Source organism: Eggerthella sp. AM16-19 (assembly GCF_003474385.1).
GTDB lineage: Bacteria > Actinomycetota > Coriobacteriia > Coriobacteriales > Eggerthellaceae > Senegalimassilia.
This window is the reverse complement of record NZ_QUCY01000007.1, coordinates 37,917-63,677: the sequence shown is the minus strand read 5'-3', so window position 1 is coordinate 63,677 and position 25,761 is coordinate 37,917. Positions and strand designations below refer to the sequence as shown.

21 protein-coding genes are annotated in these 25,761 nt (G+C 64.0%); 4 read left to right on the top strand and 17 right to left on the bottom strand.

Annotated elements, in window-relative coordinates; translation table 11 throughout:
* Nucleotides 1-135: 135 nt before the first annotated feature.
* The 4 genes from ilvC to ilvD all read right to left on the bottom strand — a co-directional run bounded on the left by ilvC (nt 136) and on the right by ilvD (nt 5,507).
* Complete coding sequence (gene ilvC / locus DW178_RS04145) at nt 136-1,143, bottom strand: ketol-acid reductoisomerase (protein ID WP_118349816.1); 1,008 nt, start codon at nt 1,141-1,143, stop codon at nt 136-138.
* Between the two features lie 244 nt (nt 1,144-1,387).
* Complete coding sequence (gene ilvN / locus DW178_RS04140) at nt 1,388-1,873, bottom strand: acetolactate synthase small subunit (protein ID WP_042434435.1); 486 nt, start codon at nt 1,871-1,873, stop codon at nt 1,388-1,390.
* The gene (gene ilvB, locus DW178_RS04135) at nt 1,870-3,834 is read right to left on the bottom strand and encodes a biosynthetic-type acetolactate synthase large subunit (protein WP_118349815.1); all 1,965 of its coding nucleotides are present in this window, start codon (nt 3,832-3,834) and stop codon (nt 1,870-1,872) included. Before ilvB ends, ilvN begins: the two co-directional genes overlap by 4 nt.
* Nucleotides 3,831-5,507 (bottom strand): dihydroxy-acid dehydratase, encoded by a 1,677-nt coding sequence (gene ilvD, locus DW178_RS04130; protein WP_118349814.1) that lies wholly within the window; start codon nt 5,505-5,507, stop codon nt 3,831-3,833. Before ilvD ends, ilvB begins: the two co-directional genes overlap by 4 nt.
* A gap of 478 nt (nt 5,508-5,985) precedes the next feature.
* Here ilvD and DW178_RS04125 point away from each other — a divergent pair, with 478 nt between their 5' ends.
* Nucleotides 5,986-6,570, top strand: a complete 585-nt coding sequence (locus tag DW178_RS04125; protein ID WP_114620360.1) for a gamma carbonic anhydrase family protein — start codon at nt 5,986-5,988, stop codon at nt 6,568-6,570.
* 241 nt (nt 6,571-6,811) lie between these two features.
* Here the strand turns inward: DW178_RS04125 and DW178_RS04120 are convergent, their stop codons facing one another.
* The 5 genes from DW178_RS04120 to trxA form a co-directional block, all read right to left on the bottom strand.
* Entirely contained in the window at nt 6,812-7,903 is a 1,092-nt protein-coding gene (locus DW178_RS04120) for a N5-glutamine methyltransferase family protein (protein WP_118349813.1), read from the bottom strand.
* A 221-nt stretch (nt 7,904-8,124) separates the two neighbouring features.
* Nucleotides 8,125-9,198, bottom strand: a complete 1,074-nt coding sequence (gene prfA, locus DW178_RS04115; RefSeq protein WP_286168503.1) for a peptide chain release factor 1 — start codon at nt 9,196-9,198, stop codon at nt 8,125-8,127.
* 110 nt (nt 9,199-9,308) lie between these two features.
* Nucleotides 9,309-10,382: a thioredoxin-disulfide reductase gene (gene trxB / locus DW178_RS04110; protein WP_286168502.1), complete on the bottom strand. Its 1,074-nt coding sequence runs from the start codon at nt 10,380-10,382 to the stop codon at nt 9,309-9,311.
* 196 nt (nt 10,383-10,578) lie between these two features.
* A complete protein-coding gene (locus tag DW178_RS04105; protein WP_118349812.1) occupies nt 10,579-11,886 on the bottom strand; it encodes an MATE family efflux transporter in 1,308 nt (435 codons plus the stop codon).
* Between the two features lie 323 nt (nt 11,887-12,209).
* Nucleotides 12,210-12,521, bottom strand: coding sequence for a thioredoxin (gene trxA, locus DW178_RS04100; RefSeq protein WP_114620363.1), 312 nt, complete (start codon nt 12,519-12,521; stop codon nt 12,210-12,212).
* A 244-nt stretch (nt 12,522-12,765) separates the two neighbouring features.
* On the opposite strand from trxA, the gene DW178_RS04095 reads away from it, so the two are divergent.
* Both DW178_RS04095 and DW178_RS04090 read left to right on the top strand, forming a co-directional pair.
* Complete coding sequence (locus tag DW178_RS04095; protein ID WP_118349811.1) at nt 12,766-13,863, top strand: patatin-like phospholipase family protein; 1,098 nt, start codon at nt 12,766-12,768, stop codon at nt 13,861-13,863.
* Nucleotides 13,864-13,899: 36 nt separating this feature from the next.
* Complete coding sequence (locus tag DW178_RS04090) at nt 13,900-15,546, top strand: cation:proton antiporter (protein ID WP_118349810.1); 1,647 nt, start codon at nt 13,900-13,902, stop codon at nt 15,544-15,546.
* A 241-nt stretch (nt 15,547-15,787) separates the two neighbouring features.
* Here the strand turns inward: DW178_RS04090 and panF are convergent, their stop codons facing one another.
* From panF to DW178_RS04050, 8 genes are all read right to left on the bottom strand, one after another.
* Nucleotides 15,788-17,275 carry a sodium/pantothenate symporter gene (gene panF, locus DW178_RS04085; protein WP_118349809.1) on the bottom strand — a complete coding sequence of 496 codons (1,488 nt, stop codon included), beginning with the start codon at nt 17,273-17,275 and terminating at the stop codon, nt 15,788-15,790.
* Between the two features lie 2 nt (nt 17,276-17,277).
* Entirely contained in the window at nt 17,278-17,673 is a 396-nt protein-coding gene (locus DW178_RS04080; protein WP_118349808.1) for a YhdT family protein, read from the bottom strand.
* 268 nt (nt 17,674-17,941) lie between these two features.
* Entirely contained in the window at nt 17,942-18,874 is a 933-nt protein-coding gene (locus DW178_RS04075; RefSeq protein WP_158574050.1) for a class I SAM-dependent methyltransferase, read from the bottom strand.
* A gap of 275 nt (nt 18,875-19,149) precedes the next feature.
* Complete coding sequence (gene thrS, locus DW178_RS04070) at nt 19,150-21,042, bottom strand: threonine--tRNA ligase (RefSeq protein WP_118349806.1); 1,893 nt, start codon at nt 21,040-21,042, stop codon at nt 19,150-19,152.
* A 261-nt stretch (nt 21,043-21,303) separates the two neighbouring features.
* Nucleotides 21,304-21,819, bottom strand: coding sequence for a zinc ribbon domain-containing protein (locus tag DW178_RS04065; protein ID WP_118349805.1), 516 nt, complete (start codon nt 21,817-21,819; stop codon nt 21,304-21,306).
* Between the two features lie 329 nt (nt 21,820-22,148).
* A complete protein-coding gene (locus tag DW178_RS04060; protein WP_114620371.1) occupies nt 22,149-22,490 on the bottom strand; it encodes an AzlD domain-containing protein in 342 nt (113 codons plus the stop codon).
* On the bottom strand, nt 22,487-23,239 hold the full coding sequence (locus DW178_RS04055) for an AzlC family ABC transporter permease (RefSeq protein WP_286168501.1): 753 nt from the start codon (nt 23,237-23,239) through the stop codon (nt 22,487-22,489). The genes DW178_RS04060 and DW178_RS04055 overlap by 4 nt, the downstream gene beginning before the upstream one ends.
* A 184-nt stretch (nt 23,240-23,423) precedes the next feature.
* Nucleotides 23,424-24,467: a deoxyguanosinetriphosphate triphosphohydrolase gene (locus DW178_RS04050; RefSeq protein WP_118349804.1), complete on the bottom strand. Its 1,044-nt coding sequence runs from the start codon at nt 24,465-24,467 to the stop codon at nt 23,424-23,426.
* A 162-nt stretch (nt 24,468-24,629) separates the two neighbouring features.
* Here DW178_RS04050 and DW178_RS04045 point away from each other — a divergent pair, with 162 nt between their 5' ends.
* Complete coding sequence (locus tag DW178_RS04045) at nt 24,630-25,622, top strand: MarR family transcriptional regulator (RefSeq protein ID WP_286168500.1); 993 nt, start codon at nt 24,630-24,632, stop codon at nt 25,620-25,622.
* Nucleotides 25,623-25,761: the final 139 nt, after the last annotated feature.

Genomic DNA, 25,761 nt, shown 5'->3' with positions numbered 1-25,761 from the left:
CTCTATAGGCTCTGACATCAGTATGGCGGCAAACAGCGAAGGGGCCGGGCACTATGCCCGGCCCCTTGAGGGAAACCGATTCACAAGATGGCAGGCACCCTGGTACGGCTACACGCCAAAACCGAAACGTTCGGGTTATTCGGCCTCGTCGGACTTGACCCAGGAGAACATGCCACGGATCTTGGCGCCGGTCTTCTCGATCTCGTGGCTGTTGATGGCCTCGCGCTGCTCGAAGAGCCACTTGTGGTCGTTCTTGCAATCAGCAACGAACTCGCGGGCGAAGTCGCCGTTCTGGATGCGATGCAGGATCTCCTTCATGGCCTCGCGGGACTGCTCGTTGATGACCTTCGGGCCGGCGTAGTACTCGCCGTACTCGGCGGTGTTGGAGATGGAGTAGTTCATGAAGTGGATGCCGGACTCGTACATGAGGTCGACGATCATCTTCATCTCATGGTAGCACTCGAAGTAAGCCAGCTCGGGCGGGTAACCGGCCTCGGTCAGGGTCTCGAAACCGGCCTTGACCAGCTCCACCAGACCGCCGCACAGGACGGCCTGCTCGCCGAAGAGGTCTTCCTCGGTCTCCTGGGCGAACGTGGCCTTGATGATGCCGGAACGGGCACCGCCGACGCCCCAGCAGTAGGACATGATGATATCCCAAGCGTCACCGGTGGCGTCCTGGTACACGCAGGCCAGATCCGGCACGCCGGAACCCTCGGTGTACTGACGACGGACGATATGGCCCGGGCCCTTCGGGGCGCACATGACGACGTTGACGTCCTCGGGAGCCTTGATGTAGCCGTAGTGAATGTTGAAGCCGTGGGCGAAGGCCAGAGTGTTGCCGGCCTTCAGGTGAGAGGCGATGTGCTGCTCGTAGACCTCGGGCTGCAGCTCGTCGGGAACGAGGATCATGACGACGTCGCCTTCCTCGGCGGCCTGGTCCATGGTGGTGACCTTCAGGCCGGCCTCTTCGGCCTTAGCCCAGCTCTTGGAGCCCTCGCGCAGGCCGACGCGCACGTCGACGCCGGAGTCCATGAGGTTCAAGGCATGGGCATGGCCCTGGGAGCCGTAACCGATGATGGCGACCTTTTTGCCCTGGATGATCTTCGGATCGACGTCGTTTTCGTAGTAGATCGTAACAGCCATGGTGGTAATTCCTTTCTTCTTGGCTGATGTACCTGGAAGTATAACGTGTGCGAAATCGCATCTGCGCATGGCAGGCGGCTGCAAAGCGCATCGCCCGCATGCCGCATTCGAACCCCGACGGTTAGCGCAGCTCATCGCGCGAGCTACGTACTAGCGAACGCCCGAACATGGCGCTTAGCCGATCACGGCATCGCCCACATGCGCAGCCTGCGCTGCCACAGCGTACTGCGGGAAGCCATGGCGCCTACGATTCCTTGGAGGCACGCGACATGGCGATCTTGCCGGTGCGCGTGATCTCCTTGATGCCGTATGCGCGGAACAGGTCCTCCATGCCCTTGAGCTTCGACTCGTCGCCCGTGGCCTCGATGGTGAGGCTTGAGCGGCCGACATCGACGATCTTGGCGCGGAACACGTTGGCGATCTCGATGATCTCGTTGCGGCGGTCGGGCGCGGCGTTGACCTTGAACAGCACCAGCTCGCGCTCGATGGCGGAGGTATCGGTGAGGTCGGTGATCTTGAACACGCTCACCAGCTTGTTGAGCTGCTTGGTGAGCTGCTCGTACGCCAGCTCGTCGGCCTTCACGATGATGGTGATGCGCGACATGGTGGGATCTTCGGTGGGACCGACCGACAGCGAATCGATGTTGAAACCGCGGCGGGAGACCATGCCCGTGACGCGCGAGAGCACGCCGGGCTTGTTCTCAACCAAAACGGACAGGATGTGCTTCATCGGGACTCCCCTTCCACGTCCGCGTCCTCGGGCTGCTCGCCCTCGCGCGGTCCTTTGTCTTCGGGATCGCTTTCCCATCGGCCGCCGAACTGAGCATCGATCTTAGCGCAGGGGCTTTTCTCCGGCTCGGGCGCAGGCGCCGGCTGGCCGGGCACGTCGGTGCGCACGGCGCCGACGGCTACGTCGATGGCGCCGAGCACGTCGGACATCGCCGCGCCGGGGGCCACCATCGGGAACACGTTCTGGTCGTCGGGGATGGCCACGTCGAGCAGGAAGGGGCCCTCGCAGGCGAGCATCTCGTCAAGCGCGGCATCGACCTCCTCGGGGGCGGTGATGCGGCGGGACTTCCAGCTGTAGGCATCGGCCAGCTTGCAGAAGTCGGGGTTGGCCGACAGCTCCGTGAAGCTGTAGCGCTCGTTGTAGAACAGCTTCTGCCACTGATGCACCATGCCAAGGGCGCGGTTGTCCAGGATGAGCACCTTCACCGGCACGCCGTTGATGGCGGCCGTGGCCATCTCCTGGGAGTTCATCTGGAACGATCCGTCGCCAGCGACGCAGACCACCTGGTCGTCCGGGCAACCGAAGGCAGCGCCGATGGCCGCCGGGAAGCCGAAACCCATGGTGCCCAAACCGCCGGAGGAGATGAACGTGCGCGGCTTCTCGCGGTCGATGAACTGCGCAGCCCACATCTGATGCTGGCCGACCTCGGTCACCACGATGGAATGCTCGGGGTCGAGCTTGCGCGAGAGCTTCTGCATGACCGTCTCAGGCACGATGCGACCGGGGTCTTCCACCAGGTCGGAGTGGTAGAACGGGAACCGACGGCGCCACTCGGCGATCTGCTCGAGCCAGGGGCCCGTGATGGGCTTGGCGCCGGCCTTGGCAACCGCCTCGTTGATGCCGGCGAGCACGCCGCGAAGGTCGCCGACGATGGGGATCTGCACCTTGCGGATCTTGCCGATCTCCGCCGGGTCGATGTCGATGTGGATGACGTCGGCATGCGGAGCGAACTCGGAGAGCTTGCCCGTCACGCGATCGGAGAAGCGCGCACCGCAGGCGATGATGAGGTCGGACTCGGTCATGGCGAGGTTGGCGTACTTCGAGCCGTGCATGCCCACGGGGCCGATGTTGAGCGGGTTGGAAGCAGGGAACGCTCCCTTGCCCATAAGCGTGGTGACCACGGGCAGCTGCAGCGCGTTGGCCAGCTCGACCAGCTCATCGGCGGCACCGGAGCTGATCACGCCGCCGCCAACGTAGAGCACGGGGCGCTCGGCGCGCTGGATGCGCTGGACCGCCGCGCGGATCTGCTTGGCATTGCCGCGATAGGTGGGGCGATACGAGGGCAGGTTGACCTTATCGGGATAGTTGAACACCATCTTCTCCGACAGGATATCGGAGGGGATGTCGATCAGCACCGGGCCGGGACGGCCGGATGCGGCGATATGGAACGCCTCGCGGAAGGTGGACGTCAGCTCATCGGTGGACTGCAGCAGGAAGGAGTGCTTGACCACGGGCATGGTGATCCCGACGATGTCGGACTCCTGGAAGCTGTCGGTGCCGATGACGCCGCGCGGCACCTGGCCGGTGATGACCACGAGCGGCACGCTGTCCATATAGGCGGTTGCGATGCCGGTAACGGTGTTGGTGGCGCCGGGGCCGGAGGTGACGATGACGACGCCGACGTTGCCCGTGGCGCGCGCATAGCCGTCGGCCTCGTGCACCGCACCCTGCTCATGACGGGAGAGCACATGATGCAGCTGCTTGCTGTCGTAGAGCGCATCGTAGATCTTGATGGCCTGGCCGCCCGGGTAGCCGAAGACCAGGTCGACGCCCTCGGCCTCAAGCGAGGCCACCACGGCCTGCGCGCCGATCATCTCTTCGCCCTGTTTGGGGTTTTTGCTGCCCAGGCCGCGGGGCTGGCCTGCGGTGGACGCGTGCTTATCTTGCTTGCGTTCGCTCATGACACATACGCTCCCTTGTCTGCGGAGGAAACCAACTTGGCGTACTTGGCCAGCACGCCATGGTTGTGCTTCGGGGCCGGCGCGACGAAGGCCGCACGGCGGGCCGCCATCTCGTCATCGTCGACGTGCAGCGTGATGGCGCCGCCCTCGATGTCGACGGTGATCTGATCGCCGTCCTGGATCAGCGCGATCGGGCCGCCGGCAGCGGCCTCGGGGCTGATATGACCCACGCACGGGCCCTTGGAGGCGCCGGAGAAGCGGCCGTCGGTGAGCAGGGCAACCGACTTGGAAAGGCCCATGCCCACGATGGCGCTGGTGGGCGTGAGCATCTCGCGCATGCCCGGGCCGCCGGCGGGGCCTTCATAGCGGATGACCACCACGTCGCCGGGGTTGATCTTGCCGGCGAAGATGGCCTCGCAGGCCTGCTCCTCGGAGTCGAAGCAGCGCGCCGGGCCCGTGTGCGTGAGCATGGACGGATCGACCGCCGACTTCTTCACGATGCCGCCGTTGGGGGCCACGTTGCCGTGGAGCACGCGCAGGGCACCCACCTTGGAGAAGGGGTTGTCGTGCGTGCGGCACACCTCGCCGTCGGCGGGCTTGGTGCAGTTGGCCAGGTACTCGTCCATGGTGCCCATGACCGTGAGCGCGCTGCGGTCGAGCAGGCCGGCCTCGCCCAGCTCATGCATGACCACCGGCACGCCGCCGACAGCGTACAGGTCGATGAGCGGGCGCGGGCCGGAAGGCTGCAGCTTCACCAGGTGCGGGGTGCGCGCGCTCGCCGCATCCCAATCGTCCATGGTGATGGGATGGCCCGCCTCCTGCGCGATGGCGGTGAGGTGCAGCACCGTGTTCGTGGAACCGCCGAAGGCCATATCGCACTCCATGGCGTTATGGATGGCGGCCTCGGTGATGATGTCCTTGATGCAGATGCCCTTCTCAAGAAGCTCCATGACCTTCATGCCGGCGTGCTTGGCAAGACGCAGGCGCTCGGAGTACACGGCGGGGATGGTGCCGTTGCCGGGAAGCGCGATACCCAGGGCCTCGCACAGGCAGTTCATGGAGTTGGCAGTGAACATGCCGGAGCAGGATCCGCAGGTGGGGCACGCGGTGTCCTCGAAGTACTTGAGCTCCTCTTCGGTCATGGTGCCGGCGGCAACCTGGCCGGCGCCGTCGAAGAGCGTGTTCAGGTCGGTGGTGGCGCCCTGCGTGCAACCGGGCTGATGGCCGGGGAGCATAGGACCGCCGGAGACGAACACCGTGGGGATGTTCACGCGCAACGCGCCGAGCAGCATGCCGGGGACGATCTTGTCGCAGTTGGGGATGCACACGGCCGCGTCGAAGGCGTGGCCCTGGACGGCGCACTCGAAGCTGTCGGCGATGGCTTCGCGCGACACGAGCGAGTAGTGCATGCCGTCGTGGTTCATGGCGATGCCGTCGCACACGCCGATGGTGGAGATCTCGAAGGGCACGCCGCCAGCCATGTAGATGCCGGCCTTCACGGCTTCGCAGATCTTATCGAGGTTGTTGTGACCGGGGATGATGTCGTTGCGGGAGTTGAACACCGCGACAAGCGGGCGCTTCAGCTCCTCGTCGGTCAGGCCGTCTGCCTTGAGCAGGCTGCGGTGAGGGGCGCGCGGAATGCCGCATCTGACGGCGTCGCTGCGAAGTTGCATGCCGATCCTTCTTCCTTCTTCTGCCCTTGTGGGGCACAAAAAAATCCTGCTGCAAGCAACCTGCACCAGGACCTCAAAAGAGAAGGCATACGCATGAACGCATATGCGACGCATAACGGAGTCACCGGTTCAGATTACTTGCACCGGCCTTGCGCGAATGTTCCTCGCCTGGGGCCGAGCGTTCATCGGAACTGCTCGGAGGGGTTTTCGAGCCCGCCCAACACCGGCTCGCAGCAACCGCCGGCTTGCTTGAAGATGGGTTCGTCTCTACTATCCTCGTCAAAGCATTTCGTTTATGAACTTGTGGGCGTTAGTATAGCGCCGACCCTGAGGATGGCAACCGTTTCCCATCAATTTTTTTTCAAAATGCGGACGAAGCGTCGAAATTGACCGGATTGCGGCACGTCGAACGTGCGAAGATGCAGGTAACAGGGACGGACTCGCCGCCCAAGCCGAAAGCCGCACAAGGAGGCCTCGCATGAACAGCCATGAGAACCTGGTACCCGCCGAAGGGTATCGCCACGTGAAAATGCATCCCGAGGCGCGAGTCGCGCTGAACGCCACCGTTATCGGCGACGTCGAGTTGGCGCGCGACGCCACCGTGTTACCCGAGGCCGCGATCCGAGCCGATTACGGCGAACGGATCGTCATCGGCGAGGGCAGCGACGTACAGGAAGGATGCAGCCTGCACGTCGACGCGGGTTTCCCGCTGACGGTAGGCCGCAATGTGATCATCGGCCACAACGCCACCGTGCACGGGTGCACCGTCGAGGACGGCGTGCTCATCGGCATGGGGGCCATCGTGATGAACGGCGCGCACGTGGGCAAGGAGGCGCTCATCGGCGCCGGCGCGCTGGTGCCCGAAGGCCGCGAGGTGCCGCCCCGGGCCGTCATGGTGGGCGTTCCCGCCAAGCAGATCCGCACGCTCACCGACGAGGAGGTTGCCCAGAACGCCGCCGATGCAGCCCTGTACGTGGAAATCGGAAAGCAGATGGAGCGCGACGGCATCGCGGCCGCCGGAGCGAACATGCCGCGAAACATCCCCGCCATCGGCATCGAGTAAGCAGCCCGACACCCTAGCAGCATGCGTGCGGGCGAACGGAGGCGCAAAGGCGTGCTCTGGTTGCGAACGCACCTCCGTACCCCATTCACCTAGGGGTCGAATAATCCGTCCCCCGTTCACCCATCCCCCGTTCGAACGCAATACGGCCTCGTTTCCCACTCCGGGAAACGAGGCCGTTTCGTTCGGTGTTTTCATGCGATTTGCGGCGCTTCAAGCTGTTCCACAGAATGCGGTTACCGGTTTACACCGGCTTGACGCCGGTGAGCACGCGCGGCCTGCCGGCCAGGTCGTCGGCGATGCGCACCTGATGGAAACCCGCTTGCCGCGCCAGCTCCGCCGCAGCATCAAGGCAGGTCTCGTGCAGCTCGAAGGCGAAACCGCCCCCGGGGCGAAGCGCCGCCGCCGTCCAAGGCAGTAGACGGCGAAGGATATCGTTGCCGTCGGCGCCGCCGTCCAAGGCGAGCGCGGGCTCGAAATCGGTCACTTCCCGAGGTATCTCGGCAAGCACCGCCGTGGGAACGTAGGGCGGGTTGGAAACCACTAAATCGAGCCGGCCCATTGCAGCGGCGGGCACCGGCGAGCCCAAATCTCCCCGCTCGATGCGGACGCGGCCGGAAAGCCCCAACTCGGCGGCGTTGTCCTTGGCAAGCGCCACCGCCTCGGGCGCTATGTCGGTTGCGATGACGCGCGTATCGGGACGTTCGTAGGCAACCGAGCACGCGATGCACCCGCTTCCCGTGCAGATATCGGCGACCAGCAAGGGTCGGGGCTTTGCGACCGCGGAACCATCGGGGCGATCGCAGCCATCGCCGTCATCATGATCTTGCTGAGCATCCAAGTAAGCGCTAATAGCCTGATGGGAGCGCTTCAATGTCTCCGACGCGTCGTCCGAGCCGTCCTGCGCAGCCTCGGCCGCAGCTGCCTTGGCCGCGATGAGCGCATCCCCTTCCCAAGCGTCGATGGTGCTGTCAAGTGCAACGCGCCGGTGCGCCGCGGGCAGAAGCGAGAGCGCCTCGCTGACGAGCACCTCGGTTTCGGGTCGCGGGATGAGCACGCCTGGGCGCACCTTCACCTGAATGTGCCGGAAAGCCGCATACCCGGTGATGTACTGCAACGGTTCGCCCTTGCCGCGACGCGTGACGTAGCCGCGCAGGATATCGCGCTCCTCAAGCGACAAGGGGCGATCGAAGCTGACGTAAAGCTGGATGCGGGACATGTCGCACGCCTCCGACAGCAGCCACTCGGCCGAAAGGCGCGGATTCTCGTCGCCTTTGCGCTCAAGATAACCGACCGTCCAATCGAGCGCGGCCTTGATCGTCCACATATCGCCCATGTTCCGTTTCCTTCGCCTTCCATCGAGCCCACGCCCGCTCCCCCGCAAACAAACGCCTGCGACGCGGAGCCGTATCCGCAAAGCCGGCAATCAAACCGACCAGCGCAAAACAACGCCGAAGGCGCGGCACCGTTGCTGCGGTGGCGCGCCTTCGGCGATCGACGCATCGCGGCACGGTTCATCCGCGCCGCGATGCGATTACCCCTGATGGGATTTCTGACCTACACGGCCTCTTCGAGCTTCTGAGCGCGATCGGCGGCCTGAAGCGCGGCGATGACGTCGTCAAGGCCGTCGCCCTGCAGCACGCTGGTGTAGGTGGAGTTGAAGCCGATGCGGTGATCGGTCACGCGGTCCTGCGGGCCGTTGTAGGTGCGGATCTTCTCCGAACGGTCGCCCGAGCCGATCTGAGCCAGGCGCTTGGCGCCTTCAGCGGCCTGCTGCTCGGCGAGCATCTTCTCGTACAGGCGGGCGCGCAGAACGGCCATTGCGGCGATCTTGTTCTGCAGCTGGGACTTCTGGTCCTGGGACTGCACGACCAAACCCGACGGAAGGTGCGTGATGCGCACGGCGGAGTCAGTGGTGTTGACGCACTGGCCGCCCGGGCCACCGGCGCGGTACACATCGATGCGCAGGTCGTTCTCGTTGATGTCGACCTCGACCTCGTCAGCCTCAGGCAGCACCGCCACCGTTGCGGTGGAGGTGTGGATGCGGCCCTGGGACTCGGTCTTGGGAACGCGCTGCACGCGGTGGACGCCGGACTCGAACTTCATGACCGAGTACACCTTGTCGCCCTTGACCTTGAACTGGACCTCCTTGTAACCGCCCGCATCGGAGGGGCTGACGTCCATGAGCTCGATCTTCCACTTGCGCGAGGAGCAGAAGCGCTCGTACATCTTGAACAGGTCGCCCGCGAAGATGGCGGCCTCATCGCCGCCGGCCGCGGCGCGGATCTCCACGATGATGTCCTTCTCGTCGGCCGGATCGGAGGGGATGAGCAGGAACTTGATGTCCTCTTCCAAGCTGGGAAGCTTGGCCTCTGCGGCGGAGATAGTCTCCTGCGCGAACTCCTTCATGTCGGGGTCGCCGAGCATCTCCTTGGCCTCGTCGATGTCGGTGCAGGCCTGCAGGTACTCGCGGGACTTCTCCACCAGCTCGCCCTGGTCGGAGTATTCCTTTGCCAGCTTGTTGTATTCCTTCTGATCGGCAAGCACGGCAGGGTCGCTCATCTTGGCCTGCAGCTCCTCGTAAGCCTTGATGATCTTCTCCAGCTTGTCGCGCATTTCGCTATCTTGCATGGTCGGTGCATCCTTCGTCATATGTTGCCGGTGGCCGCGGACGGACCCGCGGCATGGGCCCTGCAGACGCGATAAGCGTGGCAGGGCCGTTGTCGAACCGTAAAATCTTATCAGATTGCGACATGGTTTGCAGCCTGCTCCGCACAGACTGCACCATCGGACACCGCCGTGACCACTTGGCGAAGGGCTTTCGCCCGCACATCGCCCGCCGCGAACACGCCTGGGATGGGGGTTTCCCCTGTTTCGGAGGCCGCGATGTAGCCGCCCGCGTCAAGGGGCAAGGCGCCTGCGAGGAACTCGGTGTTGGGCTGCGTGCCCACCGCCACGAACACGCCGTCGACGGGCACGGTTTCCAAGGCGCCGTCGCTTAGATGCTCGACCTGCGCGGAAACCAGCTTGCCCTCCTCGCCGTGCAAGGCGCGCACCTCGGTGCTCCACATGAAGGAGACGTTTTCAAGTTTCGCCAGCTGGTCGTGATAAACGGGCGTTGCGCGCAGCTTGTCGCGGCGATGCACGAGGATGACGCGCTCGGCCAGCCGCGAAAGGTAGATGGCATCGGCCGCGGCGGTGTTCCCGCCGCCGACCACCATGACGGTCTTCCCGCGGAAGAAGCTGCCGTCGCAGGTGGCGCAATACGAAACGCCGCGCCCCGTAAGCTGCGCCTCGCCGGGCACGCCGAGCTTGCGCGGACGGGCTCCCGTGGCCACGATGACGCTTCGGGCGCCGTAGGACCCGTATGGCGTACGCAGCTGCTTCACCGGCAACGCCAGGTCGAGCGAGGAGACCCCCTCGTTGATAATCTGCACGCCGAAGCGTTCGGCCTGCTCCTTCATGGACCATGCAAGCTCAAAGCCGCCGGCTCCTTCCGAAAACCCCGGGTAGTTCTCGATGCGCTCGGTTTGCGTGAGCTGCCCGCCGGGCGAGAGTTGCTCGAACACCGCGGTGCGCAAGCCCGCGCGCGCGGCGTACAAGCCCGCGGTCAAACCCGCCGGGCCTGCGCCGATGACGGCGACGTCGAAGGTTTCGCCGCCGTTCGCCTCTGACGCGACCGCGCCGCCGGACGCAGCAGAATCGCCAGGTGCGACCGGGATGCCAGGTGCGACCAGGGCATCAGTCGCAACCGAGGCGCCGGACGCAATCGGCAGTCCGGATCCACCCTGCATGTCGATCGATTTGCTGTTCATAGGTATCCCCCATATCCGCGGCCCGAAGCCGCGTTCGCTGTATGTCTTGCGCTCAGTATAGGGGCTCAAGCGGCCTTCCACGATACTGTTACTATGTCGGTACCATTTCTACAGACCGACAGCGGTACCGCGCGATGGCGAAATCGCGCTGCGGCGGTTGCTGCGGAAACCCCGGCGCGCCAGGTCCTTCCCTTCCCTACTCCTTCTGCGCCTTATGGCGGCGATACAGCAGGGTGCCGGCGATGATGCACAGCAGCATCTGCAGCACCGTGGGCGAGAACCAGATGCCGTCCACCTGGAACAGCAGGCCCATGATGAACACCACGACGCACACGATGATGGACTCGGCGATGACAAGCGTGTTCGAAGAACGCGAATCGTCGACCGCGTAAAAATACGAGGTGGTGGTATGCGTGAAGCCATAAAAGATGTAGCAGATGGAGAACACCGGCAGCGCATACGCGATGACCGGCTTCACGATATCCGAGGCGCCGAACAGCAGCGGGATGGCGTTGCGCACCGCGAACATGATGCCAAGGCCCACGAAGCCGAACGCGATGGCCACCAGATAGTTGGTGTTGCGCAGCCTTCGCACCGCGTCGGCATCGCCGGCGCCGCGATAGACGCTGATGAGCGGCTGGCTGCCGTCGCCGACGCTTTGGATCATGATCTGCACGAAGAAGGCCACATAGGCGATGACGGCATACGCAGCCAGCGCCGTCTCGCCGCCATAGCAGGACAGCGAGATATTGTTGACGACCGTTGACACCTCGGGGAGCAGCGTCAAACCGAACGGCGCAGCGCCGAGCTTGAGGATGTGCGCGCAAATGGAGCCGTCAGGTAGAAGATCGCGCAGCGGGACGCGGTTATCCCGGTGCAGGAAGAACCCGAGCACGAACAGGAAGGCGACCGCTTGGGAAACCACCGTCGCCTCGGCGGCGCCGGCCGTTCCGCGGCCCCACACCATGACGAACAGGTAATCGAGCACCACGTTCACCAAACCCGCGAAGATCTGCACGCACATGGCGAATGCCACCATGCCCTTGTTGCGGATCAGCGGCGTGCAGCCCGTGACCAGCACCTGGAACGGCGCGCCGAGGGCGATGACCTTCAGGTAGCAGACCGCCTGCGAAAGCGTTTCGCCTTGGCCTCCCAGCACCCGGCACAGCTGCTCGGCGAACAGGGAATACAGCGCCAAGATGGGGATCGAGGCCACCACGAGCATGAACAAGGTGACGCCGACGATGCGCTGCGAGCGCTCCGCCTCGCCCTTGCCGCGGGCGATGGAGCTGATCACGCCGCCGCCCATGCCAAGGCCCGTTCCCGCCGCCAGGATAAGGCACACGAGCGGGTATGCCACGTTGACGCCCGCAAGCCCGGCGTCGCCGACGGCATGGCCGACGAAGACGCCGTCGATGACGCCGTAGATGCCCGCCATCGTGAACGTGAGCATGGTGGGCAGGATGTACTTCAGGTACTCGGGGACCATCGAGCGCGTGATCACGCGTTTCCTCCTGTCTTGGGACCCAGAACCGGTGAACCGGGAAAGGGCCGGGGTGCCTGGCGACAAGCACTGCCGTGCGAGCCCCCGCACGAAGGGCATAACGCGCACGGCAGGTCTTCGCCGCTATCGTAAACGAAGGCGCCGTCCCATTCGGGGCGACGCCTTTCGCTTGATTTCCGGCGGAGATGATATCACAGGGTTATGGAGACCCTTTGGGCACGAGACTTGTTAGCGCCGGTTTGCTCTTTCATCGGTTCGGGCTGGAGGTAGCGCGATCGGAGCATTCGCGGCATGCCTGCAAGCAACACCTCCGAGCAAGGGCCTTACATACCGAGCAGGCCCATGATGGCGGGCTTGGGCTGCACGCCCACGGCCTGGTTCACCAGCTTGCCGCCCTTGAACACCGCAAGCGTGGGCACGCTCATGACGCCGAAGCGCTGCGCCAGATCGGGACTGGCGTCGATGTCGACCTTGACCACCTTGGCGCGGCCGGCAACCTCTGCGGCAACCTGGTCGAGCGTGGGGGCGAGCATCTTGCATGGCCCGCACCACGTTGCGAAGAAATCTACGAGCACGGGAACGTCGGCGCCTTCCACTTCGGCGGCGAACTGGGCAGAAGAGATGATCTGGGACATGATGACCTCCTTGGTCGCTCCGGGGCCGGCGGACCAACCGGTCTGCCGGCCCACCTGTTTCATGGCCCCATTGTAGCCATCGCAGCCGCCAAAGGAAGGGCTTCGACGCCTTCGTCACATATTTGTTACTGTTTTAGTACCATTGCGATAGAAGGCGTTACGAAACGGTGACGCTGTGAAGGTATGGGAAGGTGCGCGGGCACTCGGGCTATACTTGAAGCAGAACACGAGAAAGGCCGCACCCATGAACGAAACGCTCCCCTCCGAACAACATAACGCCGCCGAACGCGCCATCCCGCCACACCCCGAGCACGCAGCCGAAGCCGAGGACGCGAAGCAGGGAAACCCGCTCTTTTCCGAAGAGCGCCGCGCACCGGAATGCGCCAGCTCTGAAAAGCCTGAGAGCGCATCCGACGCCGAGAGCGCACGCCAAGCGAACCCGGCCTCTTCCCCTTTCGCCTCGAAACCTGCTTGGGAAGGAAAGGAAGCCGTGCCCGTGAACCTGGTGCTCGAAGGCGGAGCCATGCGCGGGCAGTTCACCGCCGGCGTGCTCGATTACTTCTTGGAGCACGGCCTGTTCTGCGATCAGGTGATCGGCGTGTCGGCCGGCGCGCTGAACGGATACTGCTATGTATCGGGCGAAATCGGGCGAACGTGCTTCATTAATATGAAGTACTGCAACGACCCGCGCTACCTTTCCATGAAAAGCTTCGTGCATACCGGTAACGCCTGCGGAAGGGAGTTCGCCTTCCACGAGGTGCCGGAAAAGCTCGATCCTTTCGACTTCCAGGCGTTCAAAAACAGCCCCATCACGCTGACGGCCGTATCGAGCGACCTTGAGCTCGGCGAGGCCGACTACCATGCCGTGCGCGACCTTGGCCGCAATGCCGACCTTCCCTATTTGATCGCATCGTCGTCGATGCCCCTGGTCAGCCAGATCGTCGAGGTGGACGGCAAGAAGCTGCTCGACGGCGGCACCTGCGACAGCGTCCCGATCACGTACAGCCTGCTGACGGGGCGTAAAAAGCACATCGTGGTGCTCACGCAGGACGCAACCTACGAGAAGGGCGCCAACAAGCTGATGCCGGTGCTCTCGCAGATGTACGCCGACTTCCCGCACTATCTTGAGCGCCTGCGCTATCGCCACGTCGAGTACAACCGCACCTACCGCCAAGTTGCGCGCATGCACGAGGCGGGCGAGGTGTTCGCCATACAGCCTCAGCGCCCCGTTGAGGTGCACAGCATGGAACACGACCAGGACAAGCTGCTTGACCTGTACGCGCAAGGATACGCCGAGGCGGCGCGCACCTGGGACGATCTGCAGGAATATCTGGCGAAATAACCGCCTGACGCCTCTCACCCCTCCGAAGGAAGCAACATGCCAACCGATTTCATCTCGCTTTTCACTGCATGCCTGATCGCCGCATGCGCGCCCATCATCGCGCGCATCATCCCGCGCGGGCTGGTCCCGGAGACCGTCATCTTGCTGTTGGCGGGCGCCCTGCTCGGCCCGCATATGGCCGGCCTGATCGAGCTGACCGACTCCATGAACATGATCTCCGAGCTTGGCTTGGCGTTTCTGTTCCTGCTGGCAGGCTACGAGATCGACCCCAGGAGCCTATCGGGATCGCAAGGCAAGAAGGGCCTTGCCACCTGGGCCGTTTCTATGGTGCTTGCGTGTACGGCGGTGTACTTCTCCTCTAGCTTCTCCCTGAGCCACATCGATGGGCTTGCTGTTGCCATCGCTCTGACCACTACGGCGCTCGGAACGCTCATGCCCATCCTGAAGGAACGCAAGCTGGAAGGCACGCAGGTAGGCAACGGTATCCTGGCGTTCGGCACCTGGGGCGAGCTGTGCCCCGTGCTCGCCATGGCGCTGCTGCTTTCCGCCCGTAAAACCTGGCAGACCCTGCTGATTCTGGCGTTGTTCGGCGTGTTATGCGTGGTGATGGCCGTGGTGCCGTCGAAGGCGCGCAAAGCGGGCCACGGCGTGTACGGCTTTTTGCATCGTAGGCGCAACTCGACCTCGCAGACGTTCGTCCGCGTGACGGTGGTGCTGCTCATCGGACTGGTCACCGTTTCAGCGGTATTCGACTTGGACATCGTGCTCGGCGCGTTCGCCGCCGGCTTCGTGCTGCGCTACATCATCCCCGAAGGCGACCATGAGTTGGAATCGAAGCTCGATGCCATCGGCTACGGCTTCCTCACGCCCGTCTTCTTCGTGGTGTCCGGCGCAAAGATCGACCTGGCGGGCGTGGGCGCGCAACCGGGCCTTTTGATCACGTTCATCTGTGCGCTGCTGCTCGTGCGCGCCGTGCCCATCGTGGTCGCGCTGTCTCTGGGCCGCGACGCCAAGGCGCTGTCCATGCACAACCGCATCACCGTGGCGCTGTACTGCACCACGGCGCTTCCCATCATCGTCGCCGTGACCAGCCTGGCCGTGAAATCCGGCGCCATGGCCCAGGACACCGCCGGCGTGCTGGTGGCGGCAGGCGCCATCACCGTGTTCCTCATGCCGCTTCTGGCATCGCTCACCTACCGCGTGGTGGACGCGAAACCGATCGAAGCCGTGCAGGAAATCGTGGAGAATCCCCAGGATATCCGGTCCATCCTGCACGAGCACTTGGAGCTGGAGCGCATGATGGCACGTCAAGAGATAGCTGCGCGCATGGCGGCGAAGGCGCGCCGGGACGCCGGCGAAGAGGCGGCTTGGGAAGATGTCGCCTTCGCGCTGCAGCGCCAAAGCCAGCGCAAGCGAGCCATGGACGAGATGCTCGATTTCGCCCGACGCGAGTATGCCGCGCATGAGGATGACCTGAAGGAGCTCGGCGAGAAGGCGAATATAACGCGCCAGGCTGCCGCCGAACGCACTGCGAAAGCCGCGAAAGCGTTCGCGCAGCACCTCAAGGATGGCGACTGGGAGGAAGAGCGCCGCATCGCCGAGCGCGCCGTGCGCGAGTACCGCCGCCACATGCACGAGCTGGGCAAGCGCATAGACGATTGCCATCTAGACGACGGCAAGTAACGACCGCGGCGCCTGCGGCGGTGTCGCCTGCGGCGGTGTCGCCTGCGGCGGTGTCGCCTGCGGCGGCCCTGGCCCCCGCTGCCGTCCCCAAACCGTCCGACCAAATCGTAAGGCCGCAAACCGATCCGAGCGGCCTGGACCATGCAGCAAAACGCCTCCCGCATCCCTGGCGGTCGCGATGCCGGGGATGCGGGAGGCGTTCGTGGTTCGGCGCCCTAAGCGCCGCTAGGCGTTCGCCAAGCTATTCCGGGAAGAACACCTGATCGATTCGCTGCTGTTCGGCTTGCGGACATTTCTCGATAAGACTGCCCACCACCATGAGCACGCCCGCCACGACGATGCCGATGACGATCTGGTGCAGGCCCATCACTTTGAAGCCCACCGCCATGCAAGCGCAGTACGCCACCGTGCCGCCGACCATGGACAGCAAGGCGCCCAACTTGCCGGCGCACTTCCAGAACAGGCCGCACACCATCACCCAGAAAAACGCCGTCTCCAAGCCACCAAAGGCGAACATGTTGATCTTCCAGATGACGTCGGGCGGCACCACGGCCAGGGCGAACACGATGGCGCCGACGCACAGCGTGACCGCCTGAGAGCCGCGGGAGATGCCGCGCTCGGAAGGCTGCACGCCGCGAGCCTCGCAGCTGTGCAGGTACACGTCCTTGATGATGGCCGAGGACGAAGCGATCAGCAGCGACGACACCGTTGAGATAGAAGCCGCGATAGGGCCGATGATAGCCACGCCCGCCGCCCAAGACGGCAGCGTCTGCGCGATGGCGCGCGGGATGATGTTGTCCACGCTTGATCCGTAATCTGCCAGACTGCCGGTCAAAACGCCCGCCGAGAGCACACCCAAGGCCGTGACGCCGATCATCATAAGGCCGATGATCACGGTGCCGGTGATCATGGCGCCGTGAAGGGCCTTCGTGTCCTTGAAGCCCATGCAGCGCACCATGGATTGCGGCAGGACGAAGGTGAACACGCCCACGAGCAGCCACTGCGTGAAGTACAGCGTGGCCGGCATGCTACCGCCGCTGAAGGGCTCGAGCATGGCGGGATGGTTCGCCTTGATGGTGTCCATGATGTTGCCATACCCGCCGCCTGCGGTCAGGATGCCGGCAGCCAGCACGGCGATGCCCACGAGCATGATGATGCCGCACAGCGCATCGGTGAACGCCACGCCGCGAAAACCGCCGATGGTGGTGAACAGGATGACCGCCGCGCCGAACAGCACGAGGCCCACCATGTACGAATAACCGGTAACAGCCTCGAAAAGCTTCGCGCCGCCCACGAACTGGGCGACCATGGTGGCGGCGAAGAACAGCACCACGATGACGGCGCTGATGTTGGCAAGGGCGTTGGAGTTGTAGCGTGCGCGCACGACGTCGATGACGGTGACTGCGTCGAGCTTGCGCGCCACAAGCGCCAGCTTCTTGCCCACGATGCCGTAGAGCAGCACGAGCGCCGTGACCTGCACGACGGCCATGTACACCCAGCCCCAGCCGACGAGCCACGCCTGCCCGGGGCCGCCCACGAAGCTGCTGACCGAGCCGTACGTGGCGATGGTGGTCATGGCCAGCACGAAGCCGCCGAGCGTGCGGTTGCCGATGAAGTATTCCTTGACGAAGCCGCCTTCGCCAGCGCTGCGCCGTCGCGCGACGAAGCTGATGCCGAGCGCCACGGCCAGGAACAGGACGAGCGGGATAAGCGCCACGAAGTTATCCATTGCTACTCACCGTCCTTAGCCGCATCGTCGAAATTGCCGCCAGCCGCATCACGTTCGGCTACGATTCCATTGTATGCAACGGTATCAGCGCCACGAGCTCCACCAGATGCATCGGCGCTGCCGGCAGGGCAGCTACCCGCCACCTCATCAAGATCGAAGTCGGCGAACACACGGCGGCTGAGCACCACCGCGGCCACGACCGCCGCGATCCACGGCGCCACGCAACCGCCAATGACCCACAACGGCGTATGGAACACCCAGATATCGGTGCCCGCCAGGCCGAAACCGCCCACAAGCCACACGACGATGATGCACACAAGCGCCGCCACCGTGGCGCGCGCCTCCTTGTTCGCCTGCCGCATAGCCTGGGCATACGTGCGAATATCGCTTTGGGACACTGCCCTTCCCCTTCCCGCGAAGTTACTTTGCGAAATGATGCTACCACGCTTGCCGCGATGCCAGGTTTCGAAGCCCTATTCCGGTCCGCGAATGCGCAAACCCGCAAGACGGCGGGCAGGACCATCGCAGCCCAGAACCAACGCACAGGCTCACGCAAGAAGACTCGGAACGCACTCGGACGGTTTGGACACTTAACGCTACGTCCCCAAACCGTCCTTGAAACAGTGCGGCGGCCCAAGCGCATCAGTTATCGCAGATAGCTGCCCGTTAGATCACCGGCGGGCGGAACTCCTGCTTGCCGCGGGCGCGTTCGCGGGCGTTGCGGTTGCGCAGGTTCTCTACGCAGCCCTGCATGCCGTGCGGGATGTAATCGAGTTGCTCGAGGTTGACGGGCAAATAGCTGACAAGCGACAGCGGCGCCGTTTGCTCCACGTGCTCGGGCGCGGGTCCGGGGCATGCCGCAATGCCGAACACGCAGGCGCCCTGCTCGGTGAGCTTGCGCTCGTAGGCGCTCCAAGGCTCGTCGGGGAGCTCGGCGCGGACGTCATCACTTCGCCACGTGATTTCGTAGCCTGCAAGCTCAAGCTGCGTGAGGGAAAAATCGCACAGCGGCTGGCTGTCGGTGCGCAAGCGGATGCCCGCGCCCCGTCCGAGCAGCGGCCGATACCCCATCAAACGATCCAAATACGTCAGACGCAGATGCGCCTTCTTCTTTTTCGGGAACGGCGTGGGGAAGTTCATGAGCAGCGCCGAAAGCTCTCCGACGGCGAACACGGTCGACAGGTCGATCTCGGCGGGCGCGCCCGAACGGGCTCCCTTACGAGCGGATGCACGGGAAGCATGTGCCTGCTCGGGACATTTGACGGGCGTCAACGAAGCGTCCGGCGAATCACCGCACGCACCGGTTGCGGTGCTGCATGGACGATCGGCAAGCTCGAGCGCCTTGCTTTTTGAAGGGTTGCCGGAATCGCCGCAGGAAACGGCGCCCCCGCCGGCAATCCCCGCTTCGACCTCATCGCCAAACGACGGCACGCCATCCATCAGGAACACCGCGTTGTCCACGCCTGCCGCAGCTGCCGCCTCGGCAGCGCGAAGCGTGCATACCGCATCCACGTCGAAGCCGACGAACAGCACGTCAGGCCGCAGCTTCGCGCACGCCACGGTGTACTCGCCCTTGCCGCAGCCCAAATCCAGCACCACATGCGAGAACGCCTTTTCGCGAACCGCCCCGCCAGGGGCCCACGCAGCCCAGCGTCCGGCCCATGCGGCGCCATCGCAGCAAATCCAATCGCTGCACTCCCGAAAGCGATTCGCAAACGAGAACCCTTTATGCAATCTGGAAGCAGCCGAGCGCATGCCTTCCCCTTTCGTGCGCGAAACGGCTTCCGCGCCATATACCTGAACAGCCCCGCAAAGCAAACCTTGCGGGGCTGCGATCTAACATGCTGGGCAGACGGTGCTGCCGCTATGACGCATTACGCACGGGTGCGAATCTCCTCGCACACCTTCGCGATGAAGTCGGCCGTCTCGAACGGATGCGTCTCGTTGGAGCGGTCGCGCACGGCGATGTTGCCCTCCTCGGCCTCCTTCTCGCCGACGACGATCATATAGGGCACGCGGTCAATGCTGCGAGCCTCGCGAATCTTGTAGCCGATCTTCGCGTCGCGATCGTCCACTGCCACGCGGATGCCCGCTTCCTCAAGCTGCGCCGCAACCTGATGCGCGTAATCGCGGGACTTCTCGGACACGCACAGCACTTTGACCTGTGTGGGGGCAAGCCACACGGGGAACTTACCCGCATAGTGCTCGATGAGGATGCCGATGAAGCGCTCGACGGAGCCGAAGCACACGCGATGCAGCATGATGGGACGCTTCTTCGAGCCGTCGTGGTCCACGAACTCCAGGCCGAAGTTCAGCGGCATCTGGAAGTCCAGCTGCACGGTGCCGCACTGCCACGTACGGCCGAGCGAATCCTCCAGGTGGAAATCGATCTTCGGGCCGTAGAAGGCGCCGTCGCCCTCGTTGAGCTCGTAATCCATGCCAAGCTCCGCCAGAGCCGTCTTTAGGCCGTTCTCCGCAGCCTCCCAGTCCTCATCGGAACCCATGGAGTCGTCGGGGCGGGTGGAAAGCTCCACATGGTACTTGAAGCCGAACTGCTGGTACACCGAGTCGATAAGGCGCACGACGCCCACGATTTCGTCGGTGAGCTGGTCGGGGCGCACGAACAGGTGCGCATCGTCCTGGTTGAAGCAGCGCACGCGGAACAGGCCGTGCAGGGCGCCGCGCATCTCGTGGCGGTGCACCGTGCCGATCTCGCCGGCGCGGATGGGCAGGTCGCGATAGCTGCGCGGCTGGGAGGCGTACACGAGCACGCCGCCGGGACAGTTCATCGGCTTGATGCAATACTCTTCATCGTCGATGACGGTGGAGTACATGTTGTCCTTGTAATGGTCCCAGTGGCCCGAGGTCATCCACAGCTGCTTGTTCATGATCATGGGCGTGGAAATCTCGACGTAGCCGGCCTTGCGATGGATCTCGCGCCAGTAGTCGAGCAGCGTGTTCTTGAGCACCATGCCGTTTGGCAGGAAGAACGGGAAGCCCGGAGCCTCCTCGCGCATCATGAACAGGTCCATCTCGCGGCCGATCTTGCGATGGTCGCGCTTCTCGGCCTCTTCGAGGTTGTGCAGATACTCGTCAAGCTCGGCCTTCTTGAAAAACGCCGTGCCGTAGAGGCGCTGCAGCTGCTCGCGGCTTGCGTCGGCACGCCAATAGGCGCCTGCCAGCTTCATGAGCTTGATGGCGCCGATCTTGCCGGCAGACGGGATGTGCGGGCCGGAGCACAGGTCGACGAAGGAGCCGTGACGGTAGATGGTGATCTGCTCGTCGGCGAGGTCGTCGATGTGCTCGAGCTTGAAGCGCTGGTCGGCGAAGATCTCCTTCGCCTGGTCGATGGTGACCACCTCGCGGACGAAGGGCTCGTTGGCCTTGATGATCTGCTGCATCTTCTTCTCGATGGCGCCGAAGTCGTCGGAGGAGATGTTCTCGGGCAGCAGGAAGTCGTAGAAGTAGCCGTCATCGGTTGCAGGGCCGAAGGCGATCTGCGTGCCGGGGAACAGCTCCTGCACGGCCTCGGCCATGATATGGGCGCAGGAGTGGCGCAGGATGTGCAGCGCCTCGGGGCTTTTCGCCGTGATGATCTCGACTGCGGCGCCATCGTGGGCGGGGGTGGTCAGGTCGACGAGCTTGCCGTCGATCTTACCGGCAAGCGCGGCCTTCGCAAGGCCCGCGCCGATGGAAGCCGCCACATCGGCGACGGTTGCCCCGGCGTCCAGCGTTTTCTTCGAGCCGTCGGGCAAAACGATTTCCATGATACGTTCCTTTCTTCAGCCGGGCAGGTGCATACCGCCTGCGCATCGGTTTTACGGGATTATAGAAAGATAGCATGCAGACGCACTCCATGCTAGCGCATAGACCGGCGAATCCCAAATGAAGGTCCACCGCATGCATAGGAGTTTCACGCGCCGCCTGCGCGGCATCCACGGCAAGCCCGCAAAGGCCGCGACTTTGCGCGCCGAAAAGCAAAACGAGCCGTCCGATCGGACGGCTCGTGCGTACAACAAGGGTTCAGCCTATTCCTCGGGACGCGCCGGACGCTGCGGGCGCTGCTGACGCGGGGCGGCCTGAGGCTGCGGAGCGCGACGAGCCGCCTGGCGCTGGCCGCTGACCGGGCTTGCGCAGTACGGGCACACCGTCCATGCCGGCTCAAGGGCGTGGCCACAATGGCCGCACAGGTTCTTCAGGCGCTGATGGCAGTTCGGGCACAGGACGTAATCCGACTCAACGGGGTAACCGCAGTTAGCGCATTCGCCGTAGTGCATGAGCTGGCGCTGCTTGAGGGCCACCTCGAGCTCCTGCTCGTCACGGTCGATCTGCAGCAGGGGCGGACGCAGCAGGCAGTACGCCACGACGCCCACGAGCGGGACGAGTGCGACGATGCCCCACACATACCAATAGGTGCCGCGCATATACGCATCGCGGGCAACCCACACGATGGACAGGATGTACAAGATGGCAAGCAGCACGACCACGACGGAAAACGCCGCTTGGATCTCAGGCGTGATCAGCTGCGAAAGCAGTTCGCTCATAATGTCCCCATTCTTTCCTTCGATCGGCGCTTCGGCCGCTTCGCCAGTGCGAACGCTTACGGTCCCCATTAGCACATATACGATGCGGGATTATATCAAACCAGGCAAAGCAAAGGCGTTTTGCCAACTAATTTCCGCAACCGAGGTCAAGGAGCGGCTTCTCAGTCGATTTGCAAGCTCATCCGAACGCTTCGATTTTGCCATCGAACCGACCGACGCTTATGGCATAATTCGGAGCTCGCCCTACTAGAAAAGAGACGCCACCCGAGAGAGGGAAAGCGCCGCGGAGGGAAACAGGCGCCCACCCGGCAAACCGGGAATGTCCTGCCTTACACTGCGCCCGGGGCGAAGCAGAACGCCAGCAGCGCATAGCTGGCGCAACCGGCAAGGGCGCACCACAACAGCGACTTGGTCTTGCGCGCGACCACGACCACCACCGCTGCGGCGACAAGCGGCATGGCGGCGGGCCACACGCCCGCGTCGAACATGCCGGGCGAGAGCAGGTCGTTGGCCACAAGCGCGGCGAACGCCGCAGGCGGGATGAACCCGAGCGCGCGAGCCAGGCCTTCGGGCAGCTGGCGGCCCTTCAGCACGAACAGCGGCAGGCAACGGCACAGCAGCATGGTGACCAGGCACGTGGCGAAGACGATGAAGAAGTCGTGCATGCTCATCGCGCATCATCCCCTTCCCCGGCGGCCTTCGCGGCCCTCTCCTCGAGCGCGGCATCCTCGGCCCTGCGCTGACGGCGCACTTGCGAGACGAGCATGGCGGCGACCACGCCCAAGATGGCGCCGACCAGGATGGCGGGGCCGGCCAGGCCCACGGCCTTGCACGTGAACACGCCCACGATGGCCACCACGGCGGCGACCACGTTCTCGAACGTGATCTTCTGCGTGACCAGCAGGCAGATGAAGATGCTGGTCATGGCGAAGCTGGCAATGGCGAGCGGGATGCCGAGCGCGCCTCCGATGAGGACACCTGCCACGTTGGACAGCGTCCAGGAGGTGCACGAGCAGATGTTGACGATGGTGGCGCGCGGCACGTTCCACGTTCCCGTGGCGAAGTTCGCCATGTTCACGCCGAAGCTCTCGTCGGTGACCGTGGCGGAGAACAAAAACGAAAGCCGTTTGCGCTCATTGGCGCACATGGGCGCGAAAGACGCCGAATACAGCATCTGACGCGTGTTCACGAGCGACACGCTGGCGATGATGGAGGCCAGGGGGCTTCCCGCCAGCCACATGTTGGGGATCATGAACTGGCCCGCCCCGGAATAGAACATGCACGAAAGGAAGAACACCTGCAAGGCGTTCATGCCGATGGAGTCTTCCAATATGCCGCAGGGGATGCCGATGGCCACGTAGCCCAGCATGATGGGGATGGCCGCCTGCACCGCCGGTTGTATGTCGCTTCTCTGTATCATAGCCGCATGATTATAGCCCTAACGGAATCAGGAAAACAGGGCTTGCTTTTCACGCGAGAGGGGGTCGGCAAACCCAGCGAGCGGCGCGCCGTCTCCTGCGAGGACTCGAGCAGCCAGCCGCACGAACCTCGCGCAAACGGGACGCGGCGCCCAAGCCCTGCCTCCCCCGCTATGCGCCATAGCGCTACCTCATGAAATCCCGCGGCACGAACAGGCGCTTGAAGGTGGCCGTGGCATACCGGTCGGTCATACCGGCAATGTAGTCGGTGACAACCTGCAGGCGGTCGCCCTCGGCGATGGCGCGGTATTCCTCGGGAACCTCTTCGATATTGTCCACATAGTAGTCGAACAGCTGCGAAACCAGGTACTTCGCCTTGTTGACCTCCGCAAGCACCTGCGGCGCGGTGTAAACGTTGGCGAACAAGAAGCTGCGCAGCTCGCTCATGGCATCCCACACCGGCTCCGATAGCGCGATGTCGTCGAGGGCCGCCGAAGTTCGCACCATATCGCGCACCAGAAGCTCGATGCGGCTGGAGTGGTCAGGGCCGAGCACCTCGTGCGTGCTTGCCGGCAGCGCTTCCTCGGTGAGCAGGCCGGCGCGGATGGCGTCGTCGATGTCGTGGTTGACGTAGGCGATGCGGTCGGCGGTGGCCACGATGCGGCCCTCAAGCGTTTCCGCGCGGATGGCGCCGGTGTGGTGCAGGATGCCGTCGCGCACCTCGGCGGTAAGGTTGAGCCCCCGCCCGTCGTTCTCGATGCGCTCCACCACGCGCAGGCTCTGCTCGTTATGCCGATACTGGGCGGCTACCTGAGCGGACGCCACATCGATGCCGCGGTGGCGGGCCAGGCATCCCGCCAAGGCGGCCTCGCCCGTATGGCCGAAGGGGGTGTGCCCCAGGTCATGGCCGAGCGAGATGGCCTCCGCCAGGTCCTCGTTGAGCCCGAGCGCGCGGGCTATGGTGCGCGCTATCTGCGCAACCTCAAGGGTATGGGTAAGCCGCGTGCGGAAATGATCGCCTTCGGCGGCCAGGAACACCTGGGTTTTGTGCGACAAGCGGCGGAAGCTCTTGCAATGCAGGATCTTATCGCGATCGCGCTGGAATTCGGTTCGCAGGAAATCCGGCTCGCCCGAACGCGCGCGGCCCTCGGATTCGTCGGACTTGGCCGCATCCGCGCTCAAGAGCGCATGCTCGCGCAGTTGCTGGTCCTCGCGGTGAACGATGTTCATGGCTACCCTCCCGACCTTAGGTTTCAGGCATGTCACCAGTATACCGCGCTAAGGGCGCCACAGCGCGCAGCGGCAAGGCAGACGAGCATCATGGCCCCGAATTATGGAAAGGTTGACGCGGACATGAAACGAATAAGCCACAGACGGGGAGAAAGAAGTATCATGGTTCACCAGTGCAACGATTTGATGACACGAAAGGCCGTCATGAGCGATACCTCCACCGAATACCGCAAACCCGGGAAATATCTTCTGGATTCAACGTTTTTCGTGGCGTTCGAGCTTGCCCATGAGGGCCTGAAGGAAGGCCTTCGCGAAGCAAGCTGCCTGAACTGCACGCAATATCGCGTGCTCGTGAAGCTTGCCGCCGCCGAGCCCGAGCCCATCGGGCAGAAGAATCTGGGCATCATATTGGACCTGAAGCCCAACGTGATCACCCATGCGGTCAACACGCTGGAGGATGCCGGCTTCGTCGAGCGCATCCATACGCCCGGGAAACGAGGGAGCCGCGTGCGCGTGCTCGAAGCCGGCATCAAGCACATCGAGCAGGCCAACCCCGCCATCATCGCCCAGCTCTACCGCATCTTCCCTACCCAAACCGCGCCGTTCCGCGCAATCTGCGAGGCCGCCGTCATGGCGGGAGCCACCATCGAGCCGCCGCTGTCCCGCGAGATGTCGCGCAAATTCTTCGCCTCCCGCGCCCTGGCCTCCTTCGAGGTGCTGCGCAAGCGCATAGAGAAAGCCTTGGAGGAGTCATGCGACGGGGCCACCTTCAGCGAATGCCGCGTGCTGCAGCGTTTGGGCGAAGTAGGCTACCCCATGCGCATCGTCGACCTTGCCCGGCAGCTGAAGCTCACAAGCGCCACCGCCGTGCGGGCAACCGACCGCCTGGCCGAACGCGGCTGGGTCGAGCGCATGAGCGCGCCCGACGACCGCAAGGCCGTGTACGTGGCCTGCACCGACGAGGGGCGCCATATGCAGGATGTTGTGCTCGCAAGCGTTGACCGCATCGCCACGCAGTACCTATGGAGCCGCCTTGCCCCCGAGAAGTGCCGCGACATCGCCATGGCCGGCCACGTGGTGATGGCCGACCTGCAGCAACGCGAAGAGCAGGAACGCCTAAGCACCCTCACGCAGCTGCGTCCCTTGAAGCAGTGACGCACGGGCTTTCCACCGTGGCAATATCGTTCGCGATCAGATCCGCCGCACGGGCCTCGACTGCATATCTAAGCGAAAACCCGCCTTGAATCCCATGCGCGCTCCCGCTCCGTCGAAAGCGAAACGGCTGGCGCCAAAA